Genomic DNA, 15,282 nt, shown 5'->3' with positions numbered 1-15,282 from the left:
GTCAGCCGTCCGGATTGGCGGCGATTTCTTCACGCCGGCGCGCGACATAGGCGTCGAGCTCCTCGCGGATCGCGGGATCCATCACTGGCTCCTCGTAATCATGCAGTGCCTGCTGCCAGAGTTCGGTGGCGCGCTCCAGCGCATCCTTGCCGCCGGCTTCCTCCCAGGCGCCATGGTTTTGCCAGTTGGACAGCATCGGCTGGTAGAAGGCGGTGGTGTAGCGCGACATCGTATGTTCGGCGCCGAAGAAGTGACCTCCGGCCGGCACCGACTTGATCGCCTCGAAACCGAGATCGTCCTCCTGGAACGGCAGCGGCCGCAGGAACTCCATCATGTTCTGCAGGATCTCGACATCCAGCACGAGCTTTTCATAGGACGCCGTCAGTCCGCCTTCGAGCCAGCCCGCCGCGTGGTAGATTAGATTGGCGCCGCCGAGTACCGCGCCCCACGTCGCCATCTCGGTCTCATAGGCGGCCTGCAGATCGACGACGTTCGAAGCGTTTGCGTTCGAGGTGCGGTAAGGCAGGTTATAGCGCCGCGCCAGCTGCCCGGCGATGATGTTGGCCTTGGCGTTCTCCGGCGTGCCGAAGGCCGGCGCGCCCGACTTCATGTCGACATTGGAGGTGAAGGCGCCGTACATCACCGGCGTGCCGGGATTGACCAGCTGCGTCAGCACCACGCCGAACAGCGCTTCGGCGTTTTGCTGGCAAAGCGCCGCCGCCAATGTCACCGGCGTCATCGCGCCCATCAGCGTGAAGGGGGTGACAGTCACCGGCTGGCCGTGCTCGGCCATCGCGATCAGGCCTTCGGCCATGGCGTCGTCGAACAGGCGCGGCGAGTTGATCGAGATGATCGTCGTCACGCCCGGCGAGGCCCGCATCTCCTCGACGCTCATGCCGCGCGCAATCGCCATCATGTTGATGCCGTCCATCGCCCGGGCGCGGCCGATCGCCGTGCAGTGGAAGGAGAGGTCGCTCAGCGTCAGATTGGCGTAGTAGGTGTCGAGATGGCGCGCATTGGCCGGCAATTCCATCGGCGCCACCACCTGGTTGCCGATGATGTGGATGGCGTTGAAGTGGTGCGCCAGCCGGATGAAGTTCTGATAGTCGGTGAGATTGCCCTGGCGGCGGCCATTGATGCGGTCATGCACATTGGGCGGACCGGCGACCAGGCCGAACACCAGCGAGTTGCCGCCGAGGTGGACCTGCTTTTGCGGGTTGCGGCTGGTCAGCCTGAAGGACGACGGCACCGCCCGTAGCGCTTCGGTAACCAGGCTCTCGTCGATCCTGATGGTCTTTTCCTCGCGGTCGACAATGGCGCCTGCCGCAGCAAACAGATCCATCACCTTTTCGCTCATCACGCGGATGCCGAGCTCCGACAGGATGCGCATCGACGTGTCGTGCAGACGCTGCATCCGATCCTCGTCCAGCAACTGCATCGGCGGATAGGGGTTCTCGACATGCTGCCAGGGCAGCTGCGCGATGCCGCCGCCGCTGCGTCCGATCCTCGATCTGCGACCCCCGCCGCGCCTGTCCTGCGTCATTTGTTTCGTTCTCCCGGCCTCAGTAGCCGCGCTCCGGATTGACTGTGTTTTCCAGCGTCCGGCCGCAGCGGTAGCGCTTGAGATTGTCGGCGAACATCCGCACCGATTTGATATCCCAGCCCTCATAGACCGCCGCACAATGTGGCGTGATGGCGACATTGTCGTAGCCCCACAAAGGATGGTCCGCCGGCAGCGGTTCTGTGCTGAACACGTCCAGCGCCGCGCCCTTGATCCGCTTGCCGTCGAGGGCTTCGAGCAACGCTGCCTCGTTGGTCACGCCACCGCGCGAAATATCGATGAGCACGGCTGAAGGTTTCATCGCCGCGAAGGCCGCTCTGCCGAGCAATCCGCGCGTGCTGGCCAGCAGCGGCACGCAGCAGACGATGAAGTCGGCGCGGCCGAGCAGAGCAAGCAGAGCATCCGGGTCGTGCACCTCGTCAAGACTGGGCATCGGCTTTGGCCGGGCGCGGATGCCGAGCGTTTCCATGCCCATCGCCTTGGCGCGCATAGCAACGGCCGTACCGGTCTTGCCGAGGCCGATGACAAGGACCGTCTTGCCTTCGATCGGCTCGACACGGCCACCGCCCCACTGGCGTGCCTGCTGGCGGCGCTCGAAACCGCGCAGGTCGAGCGAGAAGGACAGCATGGCGCCCAGCGCATATTCCGCCAGCATGCCGGCGGCGACGCCGGCCGAATTGGTCACCGTGACGCGCGCCGGATCCCAGCGCCCGAGATGATCCGTGCCGGACCCACCGACCGATACCCACTTCACGGTCGCGCTTTCGACAAGCGCCTGGCGGGGAAAGCGCGGCGTCCCGTCGAAGCGAACGGTATAGACCACCTCCGCGGCAATCTGCTCGATCAGGCCGGGCAGGGCAGCATAGGTATCGCAGGCGTGGACGGTGAGATCCGGATGCGTCTCGCCGAGCACCGCCATCGCTGCCGCCGGCCGGTCGGTGTGCAGGATGACGGTGGGGTGAGCTGACATGTCTTGCGCCTCAGCCGCGGCCAATATGGTCGGCTGCGGGACCAAGCGCCGTGAGCAGCGTCTTGCCGTGTTCCAGCGTCGCATTCTCATGCGGCGAGCGCAGGTTCAGCCAGCGCTTGTCGCCGGAGCGAACCGCCAGCACCGCCTTCATCGCCGGGATCAGGCCGGCATCCTGGATCACCTTGCGGAACGCCTTGATCGCGGCATCCGTCGCGGTTACGTCCTTGCCCGCGATCGTCGCGTCGTAGAGCGCGCGGATGGCCGCGGCGTTGAGGTTGACCGTCGCCGAGATACAGCCTGCAGCACCATTGGCGAGGCCCTTGGTCAGCTGCGCCTCGGAGCTAGGGAACACCGCGACCGCAGGTGCCGCGGCAATCACCGCCGCCGTGTTGTTCCAGTCGCCGGCGCTGTCCTTGTAGGCGACGACGGTCTCCGGAAACGCCGCGCTCAGCCGGGCGGTCAAGGCCGGACTGACCGGGACGCCGGAGTTCTGCGGGATGTGGTAGAGGATCATCTTCAGCGCCGGGTTGGCCACCCGCTCGATCAGCTCGCTGTAATAGCGCGCCTGGCCGTTGTCGCCGGCAGCGGTGTAGAAGAACGAAGGCAGCACCATCACGCCGGCGCAGCCGAGCCCGACCGCATGCTTGGACAGTTCAATGGTTTCGGGCAGTGCGGTGACACCGGTGCCGGGCATCATCCGGGTAGGCGAAATGCCGGCCTCGACCAGCCATTCCAGCGCCTGTATGCGCTCACTGAGGGAGAGTGACAGCGCCTCGCCCGTGGTGCCGAACGGCGACAGGAAATGCGCGCCTTGGTCCAGCACCCATTTGGCGTGCGAGATCCAGAGGTCGCGGGCGATGCGGCCATCGTTCTCGAACGGCGTCAGGATCGGGGCGATGGTTCCTTGCGGGCGGGTCATTTATATCCTCTATGCCTGATGTTGCGTGCAGTGCCTGGCCACCGCCGAGACGGTCCGGGCGAAATACGCCGACGCGGTGACGTCGAACAGTACATCGAAACCGGCCGGCGCGCGGAAGGTAACCGCCTCGATATGGCCGACACGCGTCTGCGCGATGTCCTCGGCGCTGAATCTGTCGGGGCGCAGATCGAGTGCGCAGAGCTGGCTCATCGCTTCGGCGATTGCGGGACCGGAAAGCCGCATCCACGCCCAGCCTTCCTCGCGCCAGGATGAATAGCCTTTCGGTCCGTTGTCGCTTTCCCAGACGCCCCGCAGTTCGGCCAGCGGCTCACCGGCATCTTCGCCAAGCAGCAGAATATCCTCATTGCCGAGGCGGAGCACGCGCATGCCGCGATGGCTGCCGATGCGATTGATCGCGGGCAAGACAACACCATGCGCGGCGAGCCAGGCAGCGCTGCCACCGCCCTTCAGGCCGAAACGCGGGCTGGCCGTGAGATCGGTCAGAGCGACGGCGCCGGAAGGCAGTGCCGCACCATGCGCCGCGCCACCAGGCTCGAAGGGAAAGATGGGCATTGCGTCGAGGCCCGCCATCTACATCTCCTGCCGCGCATTGGTCGGGTCGAAGAAGGCATGGCCGACAACCGGCACCTCGACCAGCACGTCGTCGCGGCACTTCACCGTCACGCGGCTTCCTTCCACGGCATCGTCGACATGGACATAAGCCAGCGCGATGGAACAGCCGAGCGTCGGCGAAAAGCCGATCGAGGTGATCTGGCCGACGGGATCGTTGCCGCGCAGCACCAGGCAGCTCTCGCCGGGTATGTCTTTGGCGCCGGCGGGAAATTGCAAACCAACCAGCTTGCGCGCCTGGCCAAGCCTGGCGCGCATTTCGATGGAACGCTTGCCGACGAAGAACGGCTTCTTCTTCGACACCGCCCAGCCGAAGCCGAGTTCGTCTGGCGTGGTGATCGCATCCGTGTCCTGGCCGATCAGGATATGGCCTTTCTCCAGCCGCAGGATACGCGAAGCTTCCAGCCCGTAAGGCGTGAGGCCATGCGGCTTGCCGGCCTCCATCACCGCGTCCCACAGCGCCGGCGCGAGGCTGGACGGGCAATGCAATTCGAAGCTGAGTTCGCCGGTGAAGCCGATCCGCATGACGCGCACCGGCACGCCGGCGACGACGCCTTCGCGGCCGCTGAGATAGGGGAAGGCCTCGCGGCTGAAATCGATATCGCCTGACAAGGCTTCAAGCACCGAGCGTGCCTTCGGGCCGGTGGCGTTGAGGCCGGAGAAGGCGCCGGTCAGGTTGAGCACATCGACCTTGAGCCGCCACTGCGCGTTCCAGAACAGCATGTCGGCGTAGACGCGCGCGACGGCGCCTGTCGTGGCCGTGACATAGAAGCGGTCGTCGGCCATGCGGTAGGCGACGCCGTCATCGATCACTGAGCCCATTTCGTTGAGCATCAGGCAATAGCGCACGCGCCCGACCGGCTGGTTGGCATGCGCCATGGTGTAGAGCCGGTCGAGGAATTCGCCGGCATCCGGCCCGCGCAGCTCCAGCTTGCCGAGCGTCGAGACGTCGAGCAGGCCGACGCCTTCGCGCACCGCCATGATCTCGTCGCGGATCGCCTTTTGCGCGCCGCCGGTATCGCCATAAAAGTACGGGCGCCACCAGGCGCCGACCGGCTTCATCGCGGCGTTGAGCGCCAGATGCCTGGCGTGCAGTGCGGTGCGCCGTTCCAGCACCTCGTGATGGCCGGCAAGCACGCCGAGCGTCTCCGGGCCGACCGGTGGGCGCGCCGTCGTGATGCCGACTTCGGCCACCGTCCGGTCGGTCGCTTCGGCGACGATCCGCGCCGTCGCCAGCGCCGAATGGCGGCCCTGGCTCGGCCCCATGCCGACCGTGGTGAAGCGCTTGACCAGCTCGATCTCGCGATAGCCATCCTTGATGGCGTTGTGCAGATCCTTGACCTGCAAATCTTCATCGAAATCGACGAAGTCGCGGCCCTTCGCATCGGCCAGGATCGGCTGCACATGGACCGGACAGGATGGTTTGCCGAGGACTGCGTCTTGTGCAACCGCATGGCCAAGCCGCTGCAGTGACATTGCAGCCGCACGACGGCCGTCGGCAACAGCGCCTTCGAGGCCATGGTCTCCGGCGACCGAGCCGGCAAGCTGCACCGACCCTTGCGCCAGCGTGAGCGTCATCGATCCGCTGACGTCATCGTACCCGACCTTGGCGCCCGCCTGGCAAGGCAGTTGCCATGCCGGCACCTCGCCAACGGCGATCGTCAGCAGGTCACATTCGACCCATCGTCCGCCCACGCGAACGCGGGCAAGGTGTCCGCTTCTGCCTTCGGCGGTTTCAACCGTCACTGCCTTCTGGATCGCCACGCCCTTGCCGTGCAGTTCGGCTTCGAGCGGACCCGGCACGCCGCCGGATCGTGGATCGGCGACCAGCATGACCGAGACGCCGGCCTCGACCAGATCGAGCGCGACGGCATAACCCTCGTCATTGCCGGTCAGCACCACGGCCTTTTGCCCGGGGCGCACACCATAGTGGCGGATCAGCCGCTGTGCGGCGCTGCCGAGCATGATCCCCGGCAGATCATTGTTGCGAAAGATTGCAGGCTGCCCGATCGCGCCAGTGGCAAGGATCACCTCGCGGGCGCGTATGCGATAGAGCCGGTCGCCCTGGATCAGCGGCAGCCAATTGTCCTCGTACCAGCCATTGCAGAGCGTGCCGGTCATAATCCGCAGATTGGGCAGCGCCTCGCCACGCGCCGTCAGGTCCGCAAGCATTGCCGGGTCGTAGCGGCCGTAAGTCAGCGATCCGCCGATCTCCGGATTCTCGTCGCAGAGCACGACATCGGCACCCGCTTCGGCAGCAGCGATCGCCGCGTTCAGGCCGGCCGGACCGGCGCCGACCACCAGTACGTCGCAGTGCAGATGCGACTTGTGGAAATGCCGTTGCGCGGCCTTGGTGTCGACGATGCCGAGCCCCGCCTTGCGGCGGATGATCGGCTCCCAGAATTTCAGCCAGCTGTCGCGGCGCGGTCCCATGAAGGTGCGGTAGTAGAAACCGACCGGCAGGAAGCGCCCAAATCTGTCGATGATGGCGTCACGGTCATGCGCCAGCGAGCCGTTGACGTTCTGCGCGCGGACCTGCAGGTCTTCGCTGACCGGTGTGCGGTCAGCTGCGACGTTGGGCTCCGAAGGCAGCTGCACCAGCGTGTTCGCCTCGGCGCCGTTCATGCTGAAGACGCCGCGCGGGCGGTGGTATTTGAACGAGCGCGACAGCATCCATTGCCCTGACGCAGCGAGCGCGCTGGCGATGCAGTCGCCGGCATAGGCATCGAAACTCTTGCCCTCGAAGCTGAAACGCAGCGGGCGCGCCCGGTCGATCCTTGTACCGAAAGGGGCGGCCAGGCGATTCATGACTGGCCGCTGCGCTGCGAGGCATCGAAGGTACGGATGATCTCGTTGCTGACCAGATCGCGTTCGGCGAGAAAAAAATAGTTGCTCGGCACATGCCGCCACCACTCGACCACAACGCCCTTGCGGTTCTCGGCGCGGAACAGATGCCGCGACCAGTCCGCGTCGGCGGTCCGTTCAGGATCCAACTCGTCGCGCACCGGCCCAAAAGACTGGAACTCGTCGATGTTGCGCGGGCCGTTCATCGGGCAGGTCATGATCTTCATCGTCAGTGGCTCGCAGCCGTGGCGCCCATTTCGTTGAGCAACTGGAAGGTCTCGAACCGCTCCAGCGCGAACGGCTTCAGGATATCCGGCACGCGGCCGCTGGCGATGGTCTCGGCCATGCGCTTGCCGGCGACCGGCGTTGCCTTGAAGCCCCATGTGCCCCAGCCGCAATCGAGCCACAGATTGTCGAGCGGGCTGGCGCCCATGATCGGGCTGTAATCCGGCGTCATGTCGGTAATCCCGGCCCATTGCCTGAGCAATCTCACACCTTGCAGGAACGGGAAGAGATGCACCGCGCCTTCGGCCAGATGCTCCTTCATGTCGAGCGTCGAGCGTGTCGAGTAGAGCTGGTAGGGATCGGAGCCGCCGCCGATCACCACCTCGCCGCGCGACGACTGCACGAGATAGGTGTGCAGCGAGACGGAGGAGACCAGCGTGTTGAGCCATGGCTTCAACGGCTGCGTCACCATCGCCTGCAGCGGATAGCAGCGGATCGGCAGTTCGACGCCGGCCATCAGCGCCACATCGTAATTCATTCCGCCGGTGGCGATCAGCACCTGGCCGCAGGCGATGCGGCCACGGTTGGTCTTCACCGCCTGGACCCGGTCCCCGGTGACCTCAAAACCTTGCACCTCGGTGCGCTGGTGGATCTCGACACCGCGCCGCGACGCCTGCGCGGCATAACCCCAGGCGACCGCATCATGCCGCGCGGTGCCGCCATCGGCATGCCACAGCCCGCCGAGGATTTCGAGCGCCCCGCCATAGTCCATGTTGAGCGACGGCACCAACTCTTCGACTGCCTTCTGGTCGACCACTTCGGTGCGTGTGCCCAGATGCTTGCCCATTTCGGCGCGTGAGTGGAAGCTGCGCAGCGTCGCTTCCGAATGCGCAAGCGTCAGCTGGCCGCGCTGCGAGAACATGACGTTGAAATCGAGTTCCTGCGACAGCGTCTCGAACAGCGCCACACCCTCCTTGTAGAAGGCGATGCCTTGTGGCGTGATGTAGTTGGAGCGGATCGTCGTGGTGTTGCGTGCCGTGTTGCCGCCGGCGAGGTAGCCCTTCTCGAGCACCGCGACGCTGGTGATGCCGTGGTACTTCGCCAGATGATGCGCGCAAGAGAGGCCATGGCCGCCGCCGCCGATGATGACGACATCGTAGGATGGCTTGAGCGCCGGCGTGGCGGGGATGTCCTCGCTGACCGGATAGTCCCGGCTGAGACCGTATTTCAGCAGCCCGAGCGGCATGTCAGTCTACCACGCCGGCCGCTGGAGGGCTTTGCTGATCACGGGAGGATCGTAGAGCAGGGCGGAGAGCTCGGAGAAGCGGCTGTCGGGATCGGTCAGCGAGAGGATAGCGTCGCGGATCGCCATGGCGCGGCCCCGTCCGAGCACGGGTGTCGCAAACTCCAGATACTTGGCCTCGATCTCCCCTGATGTCAGCGGCGCCTCCGGTCCGCCGCGCGCGTGGACGTCGCCTGAGGTCAGCACCCGTCCATCGGTCGTGGTGATGGCGACATCGGCCCAGCGGCCTGCCGGGAAGCGGGCGCTGTGGCGCTCCTGCTCCGACACGCTGATGCGGTTCAGCATCTCGGCGACAGCTGCATCTTCGAGGCCGGCGCCGGAAATATGCTCCAGCCCGATGCGGCCATGCAGGATGAAGTTCGCAACCGCAAAGCGCAGGCTGTACTGCGCCTTCGACGTCGTGTCCGGCATGCCATCGAACAGCGTCGCGGCATAATGGAAACTGTTGACTTGGACATGGTCGATGTCGGCTGGCGTGAGATGATGCGAACGCACCAGCCCGCGCGCCGCGTCGATGGCCGCATGCGCCCAGCGGCAGATCGGGTAGGGCTTCACATATTGATGCAGCGCCTGCCAGAAGCTGCCGAGATCCTGCCAATACGCTGCGACTTCCGGCGCCTCGACAGTGATGGCCGGCGCGCCGGTGAAGCCGCGTTCGGCGAGCACCGCCGCCGACAGGCCGGTCAGCGCGCCGATGCCCGAACCATCATGCAGCATCGTCGGCGTGGCGATCTCGCGCATCATCTGGCTGCGCGGGCCGTGATACTCGGCAATGCCGAGCGCCTCGCGCAACTGCCCGTCGCTCAGCCGGCGCAGGCGCGCCGCCACGGCGGCGACGCCGAGCGCATTCCAGGCGCCCGATGTATGATAGTCCGACACGGTCGCATGCAATGCGATGCCGGCGCGCCCGGCGACTTCGTAGCCGACGACCAGGGCTGCCAGCGCGTCGGGGCCGTTGAGCTCCGGAAGCTGTTCGGCCAGCGCCGCCAGCGCCGGCACCACCACCACGCCGATATGGCCCTTGGTCGGGCTGTAGCCATCATGGCCGTCGAGATTGTCGATCTGCGTCGCGCAGGCATAGGCGGCACCTGCGATGGAGACGCGGCGGCCGTCGAAAAGCATGCGGGCGGAATGCCTGGGGTCACTCGAATTGTAGAGGAGGGTCGCGGCATCCCTGGCGATCCGACCGGCCTCCATCGGCCCTGCGGCAATCGCTATTCCAATCGTGTCGAGCAAGAGGTAGCGGGCCTGGTCCAGCACCGCCTGGGGGAAAACCGATGCCGGCCGGCGTAAGACGAAGTCGGCCAGGCGCACGGCAGTCTCAGCGCTTGCGTCCGGCCCTTCACGGCGATGGGGCGACACAGCCACTTGCTCCACTCCCTCTGTCGTCACGCCATCATTAATTTGGGTTCATCGTGCATTCACGCAATTAGTTCAGCGGCTTTGACCAAAAATATCTATGCCATGTCGCCTGCGTGCAATTGAACGCCGGCGGCTCCATGGTCTACCTATTCTGGCACAGAGCAGGAGCCGGAGATGAAGCCACCCCCGCCTTTGAACTATATCAGGTCGTTCGAGAGTTCGGCCCGGCATCTGAGTTTCACCATGGCTGCCAAGGAGCTTGGCTACACGCAGGCCGCGGTCAGCACGCATGTCCGCTCGCTCGAACATTACATCGGTCGGCAATTGTTCATCCGCTATCCGCGCAGCCTCAAGCTGACCGAGATGGGCGAGGCGTTCCTGCCGACCCTGCGCCAGGCGCTCGACCAGATCGACCAGGCGACGGAAGCGATCGTGACCTCGTCGCGCAACCGCACCGTGGTCGTCTCCTGTCCGATGAGCCTGGCGGAGAACTGGCTGGCCGGCTGCATGGCCGCCTTCCGCAAGAAGCATCCCGAAATCGAGATCGTGCTGCACGGCACGATCTGGGAAGATCTCAGCGAACAGGTCGCCGACATCACCATTTCGACGCGCCGCTTCGACGATCGCCCACCCGCCGCCATTCCGCTCTGGAACGACGAGCTGGTGCTGCTGTGCGCGCCTTCGCTGCTCGAAGGCGAGCACGCCGTGAAGGTGCCGGCGGACATCCTCAAGGTGGACCGGATCTTCGTGCACGGTCGCCAGGAATACTGGCAGGTCGTTGCCACCGCGCTTGGCGTCGACATGCAGGATTTCGACAAGGGCCTGTCGACCAACGCCTCCAACATCGCGCTCGAACTTGCCGCCATGGGCGCCGGTCTCGTCGCCACCCAGCGCTCGCTTGCCCACGCCTATCTCAGGCGCGGGCTGCTCGTCGAACCGTTTCCGGTTCGGCCGCCCAGCCCCTGGAATTACTACCTGACCGAGACCCATGTCTCCAAGGGGAACATCGCCCGCACTGTGCGCGAATGGATCGTTGCGAGGGCGCAGGAAGACAGCGCCTGAGGAGTGGGTCGCCGACATCGGCACGACCGAGCGCGAAAAAATTTGAGACGCCAATGGCATCGTTTTATTAGGTCTTACGAGCCGGTTTTCAGCGGTTTGTGAGCTCTCAAGCCCTTCCGGGATTTTTGCATCGCCTCTAACATTCCCTGCGTAATGGGGAATGAACGGGCGGAAAGCCCAAACCGGAGAAGCAACAATGGCACTTTTCAGGAGCAACGGTGACCGCGTCCCGGCGGTCATCGAAAGCTACGCAGATGAAGTCCGAAGCGGCAGGATGGACCGCCGCGAATTCCTCGCCATGGCGAGCGCAATGGGCGCCTCGACGGCGTTCGCCTATGCAATGGCCGGCCTTCCCACGCCGGCCGAAGCTGCAACGATGGAGCCCGGCAAGAAGGGCGGCATCCTGAAGATGCAGATGATCATCAAGGACATGAAGGATCCGCGCACCTGGGACTGGTCTGAGATGGCCAATGTGCTGCGCCAGTGCAACGACTACATGATCCGCTACACCCAGGACTTCACCTTCGAGGGCCATCTCATCGAGAGCTGGGAGGTCAGCGACGACGCCACCGAATACACGCTGCATGTGCGCAAGGGCGTGAAGTGGTCTAACGGCGACGAGCTCAACGCCGACGATATCGTCTTCAACATCGAGCGCTGGTGCGACAAGGCGGCCGAAGGCAATTCGATGGCTGGCCGCATGGCCACGCTGATCGATCCTGCCACCAAGAAGGCGATCGCCGGCGCCATCACCAAGGTCGACGACCACACGGTGAAGCTGAAATGCGGCCAGTCCGATGTCACCATCATCCCCGGCTTCGCCGACTATCCGGCCATCATCGTCCATCGCGACTTCGACAAGAACGGCGCCGACATGACCAAGACGCCCGGCACCGGCCCGTATGAACTCATCTCCTACAAGGTCGGCGACTCGGCCTCGGTTCGGCGCCGCAAGGACTTCACCTGGTTTGGCGGCGAAACCTATCTCGATGGTGTCGACTGGACCGACTACGGCACGGACGCGTCCAACCCTGCCATCGCCAGCGCCTTCGAAGCCGGCGAGATCGACTGCAACTACCAGACCGTCGGCGGCACGGTGGACCTCTATGACGACATGGGTCTAGTCAAGGAATCCGTCGTCACCGCCGGAACGATCGTGCTGCGCACCAATGTCACCAACAAGCCCTATGACGACAAACGGGTGCGCAACGCCATCCAACTCGCGGTCGACAACGAGACGGTGCTGAAGCTCGGCTATAGCGGCCTCGGCCAGGTCGCCGAGAACCACCATGTCTGCCCGATCCACCCGGAATATTATGAACTGCCGAAAGTGCCGCGCGACCTCGCCAAGGCCAAGGCGCTGATGACCGAGGCCGGCCAGATGGACCACGAGTTCGAGTTGATCTCCTACGATTCGGACTATGTGAAGGACCCCGCCGACGTCGTTGCCGCGCAGATGCGCGAGGCCGGCTTCAAGGTGAAGCGCACCATCATTCCCGGCACGTCCTTCTGGAACGACTGGACGAAATATCCGTGGTCGACCACCGAATGGGGCATGCGTCCGCTCGGCGTACAGGTGCTGGCGCTAGCCTACCGCAGCGGCGAAGCCTGGAACGAGACGGCCTATGCCAATCCCGAGTTCGACAAGAAGCTCAATGCAGCACTCGCCATTCCCGATACGGCCAAGCGCAAGGAGCTGATGAAGGATGTCGAGTTCATCCTGCAGGATTCTGGCGTTCTGGTGCAGTCATTCTGGCGCTCGCTCTACCGCCATCACGCCACCTATGTGAAAAACCTCAAAATGCATCAGACATTCGAACTGCAACTGGACAAGGTCTGGCTCGACAAGGCCTGAACTGTAAGCATCCAGGGGGCGGCCTGATCGCCCCCTGGAGTTTCGCCAAGGCGACGAGAGCGAATTCATTGATCTGGAACAAGACAAGTCGCCGAACACAAGGGAAGAAATCTCGATATGCGTACCCATGCACAAGCCGTTGTCATCGGCGGCGGCCTGATCGGCTGCTCGATCCTTTATCATTTGGCCAAGCATGGCTGGTCCGATGTGGTGCTGCTCGAGCGCGACGAACTGACATCCGGCTCGACCTGGCACGCCGCCGCCAACATTCATGGCCTGCATGACTCGACCAACATCAGCCGCCTGCAGCATTACACCATGGCGCTCTACAAGGAACTGGAGACCGAGACGGGCCAGGGCTGCGGCATCTTCCAGCCGGGCTCGCTCTATCTCGCCCAGACCGAGGCGCGCGAGCACCAGCTGCGGCTCCAGGAAGCCAAGGCGCGGCGCTACAAGATGAATTTTTATGAGGTCGCGCGCGACGAGGCGGAGCGGCTGCATCCGCTGGTCGATTTCGACGGCATACGCTGCATCATGTATGAACCCGAAGGCGGCAATGTCGACCCGTCCGGTGTCACCGCCGCCTACGCCGCCGGTGCGCGCCAGCGCGGCGCCGAGATCCATCGCTTCACCCCGGTCATCGCCACGGAAGCTCAAGCCGACGGCAGCTGGATCGTGCGCACGCCGAAGGGCGACATCCGCACGCAATGGGTGGTCAATGCCGCCGGCCTGTGGGGCCGCGAGGTCGCCGCAATGGCCGGCCTGCAATTGCCGCTGATCCCGACCGAACATCAGTATTTCGTCACCGAGACCATCCCCGAAATCGCCGCCATGGGCCGCCGGCTGCCTTCGGTCGCCGATCGCGACGGCGAATATTATCTGCGCCAGGAAGGGCTCGGCCTGCTCATCGGCGCCTATGAGCGCAACATGAAATTCTGGGCCGAGGACGGGACACCGCTCGACTTCGGCCACGAACTCTTCCCCGACGATCTCGACCGCATCGAGGACAATATGATGCGCGCCATTGCGCGCGTTCCGGCGGTCGGCAAGGCAGGCGTCAAGCGCGTCATCAACGGCCCGATGATCTGGTCGCCCGACAGCGCCGTGCTGTTCGGCCCGGTGCCGGAACTGCAGAACTATTTCTGCTGCAACGGCATCATTCCCGGCTTCTCGCAATCCGGCGGCATGGGCAAGCTGGCGGCCGAGTGGATGATCGAAGGCGAGCCGTCGCTCGACATGTTCGCCTGGGACATGGCGCGCTTCGGTCACTGGGCCGGCAAGGCCTTCACCAAGGCCCGCGTGCAGGACCAGTACAGCCACCGTTTCAAGATCCATTTCCCCAATGAGGAGCGCGCCGCCGGACGCCCCGTGCGCACCCGCCCGGCCTATGAGATGCAAAAGCAGATGGGCGCCGTCTTCGGTCTCAATTTCGGCTGGGAGCATCCGCTCTGGTTCGCCGCCGAAGGCGAGCCGCGCGAGGAAACCAACGGCTTCACCAGGCAGAACTGGTGGGGCCCGGTCGGCCGCGAGGCGCGCATGCTGCGCGAGCATGCCGGGATTATCGACGTCTCGAACTTCGCCAAATATGAGGTCAAGGGGCCGGGCGCCGAGGCTTGGCTGAACGCGCTGTTCGCCAACCGCATGCCGGCCGAAATCGGCCGCTCCTGTTTGACGCCATTGATCGGCAAGCGCGGCGGCATTGCCGGAGACTTCACCGTGACGAAGCTTGGCCAAGACGAGTTCATGGTCTTCGGTTCCGGCATGGCCGAGCGCTTCCATCAGAGGTTCTTCAAGGCGGTTCCGTTGCCCGAAGGCACGAGCTTTCGCTCGCGCACGGAGGAGATGGGCGGCTTCAACGTTGCCGGTCCGAAGTCGCGCGAATTGCTGCAGCGGCTGACCAATGCGGACCTGTCCAGCGAGACCTTTCCGTTCATGCGCTCCAAGCGGATCACGGTTGGCGGCGTCGATGTCGTGGCGCTGCGCGTCTCTTTCACCGGCGATCTCGGCTGGGAGCTTTATTGCCCGGCCGCCGACCAGGTCGCACTCTACGGCGCGCTGCTCAAGGCTGGCAGCGAGGTCGGCGCCGGACCGGTCGGCTCGCGCGCGCTGATGTCGCTGCGCGTCGAAAAGGGCTATGGCAGCTGGAGCCGCGAGTACTCGCCCGAATATTGGCCGCAGGAGGTCAAATTCGATCGCCTGGTCAAGATGGACAAGGGCGACTTCCTCAACCGCGACGCCTACGCGGCCATCGCCGAAAAGCCGGCGCGCGATCAACTGATCATGCTGTCGATCGCCGCAAAAGATGCTGACGCCGCCGGCGGCGAGCCGATCTTCCTGCCCGACGGCACACCGATCGGACAGGTGTCGTCAGGGGCGTATGGCTACTTCGTCGAACAGTCGCTGGCGCTCGGCTATGTCATGGCCGGCTCCGCCAAGGCAGGCGACAAGGTGTCGGTGGCCATCCTCGGTCGGCCGCATGAGGCGGTGCTGTTGAGCGAGCCGCCCTTCGATCCCGAAGGCAAACGGCTGCGGGCGTAGGTCTCGCTTCTAT

General features: G+C 64.7%; 11 protein-coding genes. 3 read left to right on the top strand and 8 right to left on the bottom strand.

Annotation, left to right across the window (positions count from 1 at the left end; genetic code table 11):
* Position 1: 1 nt before the first annotated feature.
* The 8 genes from AC1D1L_RS22810 to AC1D1L_RS22775 are packed head-to-tail and all read right to left on the bottom strand — an operon-like array spanning position 2 to position 9,820.
* The gene (locus AC1D1L_RS22810; RefSeq protein WP_477343707.1) at positions 2-1,543 is read right to left on the bottom strand and encodes a trimethylamine methyltransferase family protein; all 1,542 of its coding nucleotides are present in this window, start codon (positions 1,541-1,543) and stop codon (positions 2-4) included.
* A gap of 19 nt (positions 1,544-1,562) precedes the next feature.
* Positions 1,563-2,531 carry a D-2-hydroxyacid dehydrogenase gene (locus tag AC1D1L_RS22805; RefSeq protein ID WP_477343706.1) on the bottom strand — a complete coding sequence of 323 codons (969 nt, stop codon included), beginning with the start codon at positions 2,529-2,531 and terminating at the stop codon, positions 1,563-1,565.
* 10 nt (positions 2,532-2,541) lie between these two features.
* Positions 2,542-3,450 (bottom strand): dihydrodipicolinate synthase family protein, encoded by a 909-nt coding sequence (locus tag AC1D1L_RS22800; RefSeq protein WP_477343705.1) that lies wholly within the window; start codon positions 3,448-3,450, stop codon positions 2,542-2,544.
* A 9-nt stretch (positions 3,451-3,459) separates the two neighbouring features.
* Positions 3,460-4,041, bottom strand: a complete 582-nt coding sequence (locus tag AC1D1L_RS22795) for a hypothetical protein (RefSeq protein WP_477343704.1) — start codon at positions 4,039-4,041, stop codon at positions 3,460-3,462.
* Complete coding sequence (locus tag AC1D1L_RS22790; RefSeq protein WP_477343703.1) at positions 4,042-6,888, bottom strand: 2Fe-2S iron-sulfur cluster-binding protein; 2,847 nt, start codon at positions 6,886-6,888, stop codon at positions 4,042-4,044. It lies immediately after the preceding gene.
* On the bottom strand, positions 6,885-7,130 hold the full coding sequence (locus AC1D1L_RS22785) for a sarcosine oxidase subunit delta (protein WP_436258681.1): 246 nt from the start codon (positions 7,128-7,130) through the stop codon (positions 6,885-6,887). Before AC1D1L_RS22785 ends, AC1D1L_RS22790 begins: the two co-directional genes overlap by 4 nt.
* Positions 7,131-7,153: 23 nt before the next feature.
* A complete protein-coding gene (locus tag AC1D1L_RS22780) occupies positions 7,154-8,395 on the bottom strand; it encodes an FAD-dependent oxidoreductase (RefSeq protein ID WP_477343701.1) in 1,242 nt (413 codons plus the stop codon).
* Between the two features lie 6 nt (positions 8,396-8,401).
* Positions 8,402-9,820 carry an MmgE/PrpD family protein gene (locus AC1D1L_RS22775; RefSeq protein WP_477343700.1) on the bottom strand — a complete coding sequence of 473 codons (1,419 nt, stop codon included), beginning with the start codon at positions 9,818-9,820 and terminating at the stop codon, positions 8,402-8,404.
* Between the two features lie 168 nt (positions 9,821-9,988).
* Between AC1D1L_RS22775 and AC1D1L_RS22770 the strand changes: the two genes are divergently transcribed.
* The 3 genes from AC1D1L_RS22770 to AC1D1L_RS22760 all read left to right on the top strand — a co-directional run bounded on the left by AC1D1L_RS22770 (position 9,989) and on the right by AC1D1L_RS22760 (position 15,269).
* Positions 9,989-10,876, top strand: coding sequence for a LysR substrate-binding domain-containing protein (locus AC1D1L_RS22770; protein ID WP_477343698.1), 888 nt, complete (start codon positions 9,989-9,991; stop codon positions 10,874-10,876).
* A gap of 196 nt (positions 10,877-11,072) precedes the next feature.
* Positions 11,073-12,731 carry an ABC transporter substrate-binding protein gene (locus tag AC1D1L_RS22765; RefSeq protein WP_352589192.1) on the top strand — a complete coding sequence of 553 codons (1,659 nt, stop codon included), beginning with the start codon at positions 11,073-11,075 and terminating at the stop codon, positions 12,729-12,731.
* A gap of 117 nt (positions 12,732-12,848) precedes the next feature.
* Complete coding sequence (locus AC1D1L_RS22760; RefSeq protein WP_477343697.1) at positions 12,849-15,269, top strand: GcvT family protein; 2,421 nt, start codon at positions 12,849-12,851, stop codon at positions 15,267-15,269.
* Positions 15,270-15,282 lie beyond the last annotated feature (13 nt).

It is taken from the genome of Mesorhizobium sp. P2_D6 (genome assembly GCF_056404315.1).
Note: the sequence above shows the minus strand (reverse complement) of the source record. Positions and strands in the feature narration are given on the sequence as shown.

Excerpts from the sequence above, each read along its gene's own strand:
- AC1D1L_RS22810 (WP_477343707.1), bottom strand. The coding sequence starts at position 1,543 with ATGACGCAGGACAGGCGCGGCGGGGGTCGCAGATCGAGGATCGGACGC.
- AC1D1L_RS22805 (WP_477343706.1), bottom strand. The coding sequence starts at position 2,531 with ATGTCAGCTCACCCCACCGTCATCCTGCACACCGACCGGCCGGCGGCA.
- AC1D1L_RS22800 (WP_477343705.1), bottom strand. The coding sequence starts at position 3,450 with ATGACCCGCCCGCAAGGAACCATCGCCCCGATCCTGACGCCGTTCGAG.
- AC1D1L_RS22795 (WP_477343704.1), bottom strand. The coding sequence starts at position 4,041 with ATGGCGGGCCTCGACGCAATGCCCATCTTTCCCTTCGAGCCTGGTGGC.
- AC1D1L_RS22790 (WP_477343703.1), bottom strand. The coding sequence starts at position 6,888 with ATGAATCGCCTGGCCGCCCCTTTCGGTACAAGGATCGACCGGGCGCGC.
- AC1D1L_RS22785 (WP_436258681.1), bottom strand. The coding sequence starts at position 7,130 with ATGAACGGCCCGCGCAACATCGACGAGTTCCAGTCTTTTGGGCCGGTG.
- AC1D1L_RS22780 (WP_477343701.1), bottom strand. The coding sequence starts at position 8,395 with ATGCCGCTCGGGCTGCTGAAATACGGTCTCAGCCGGGACTATCCGGTC.
- AC1D1L_RS22770 (WP_477343698.1), top strand. The coding sequence starts at position 9,989 with ATGAAGCCACCCCCGCCTTTGAACTATATCAGGTCGTTCGAGAGTTCG.
- AC1D1L_RS22765 (WP_352589192.1), top strand. The coding sequence starts at position 11,073 with ATGGCACTTTTCAGGAGCAACGGTGACCGCGTCCCGGCGGTCATCGAA.
- AC1D1L_RS22760 (WP_477343697.1), top strand. The coding sequence starts at position 12,849 with ATGCGTACCCATGCACAAGCCGTTGTCATCGGCGGCGGCCTGATCGGC.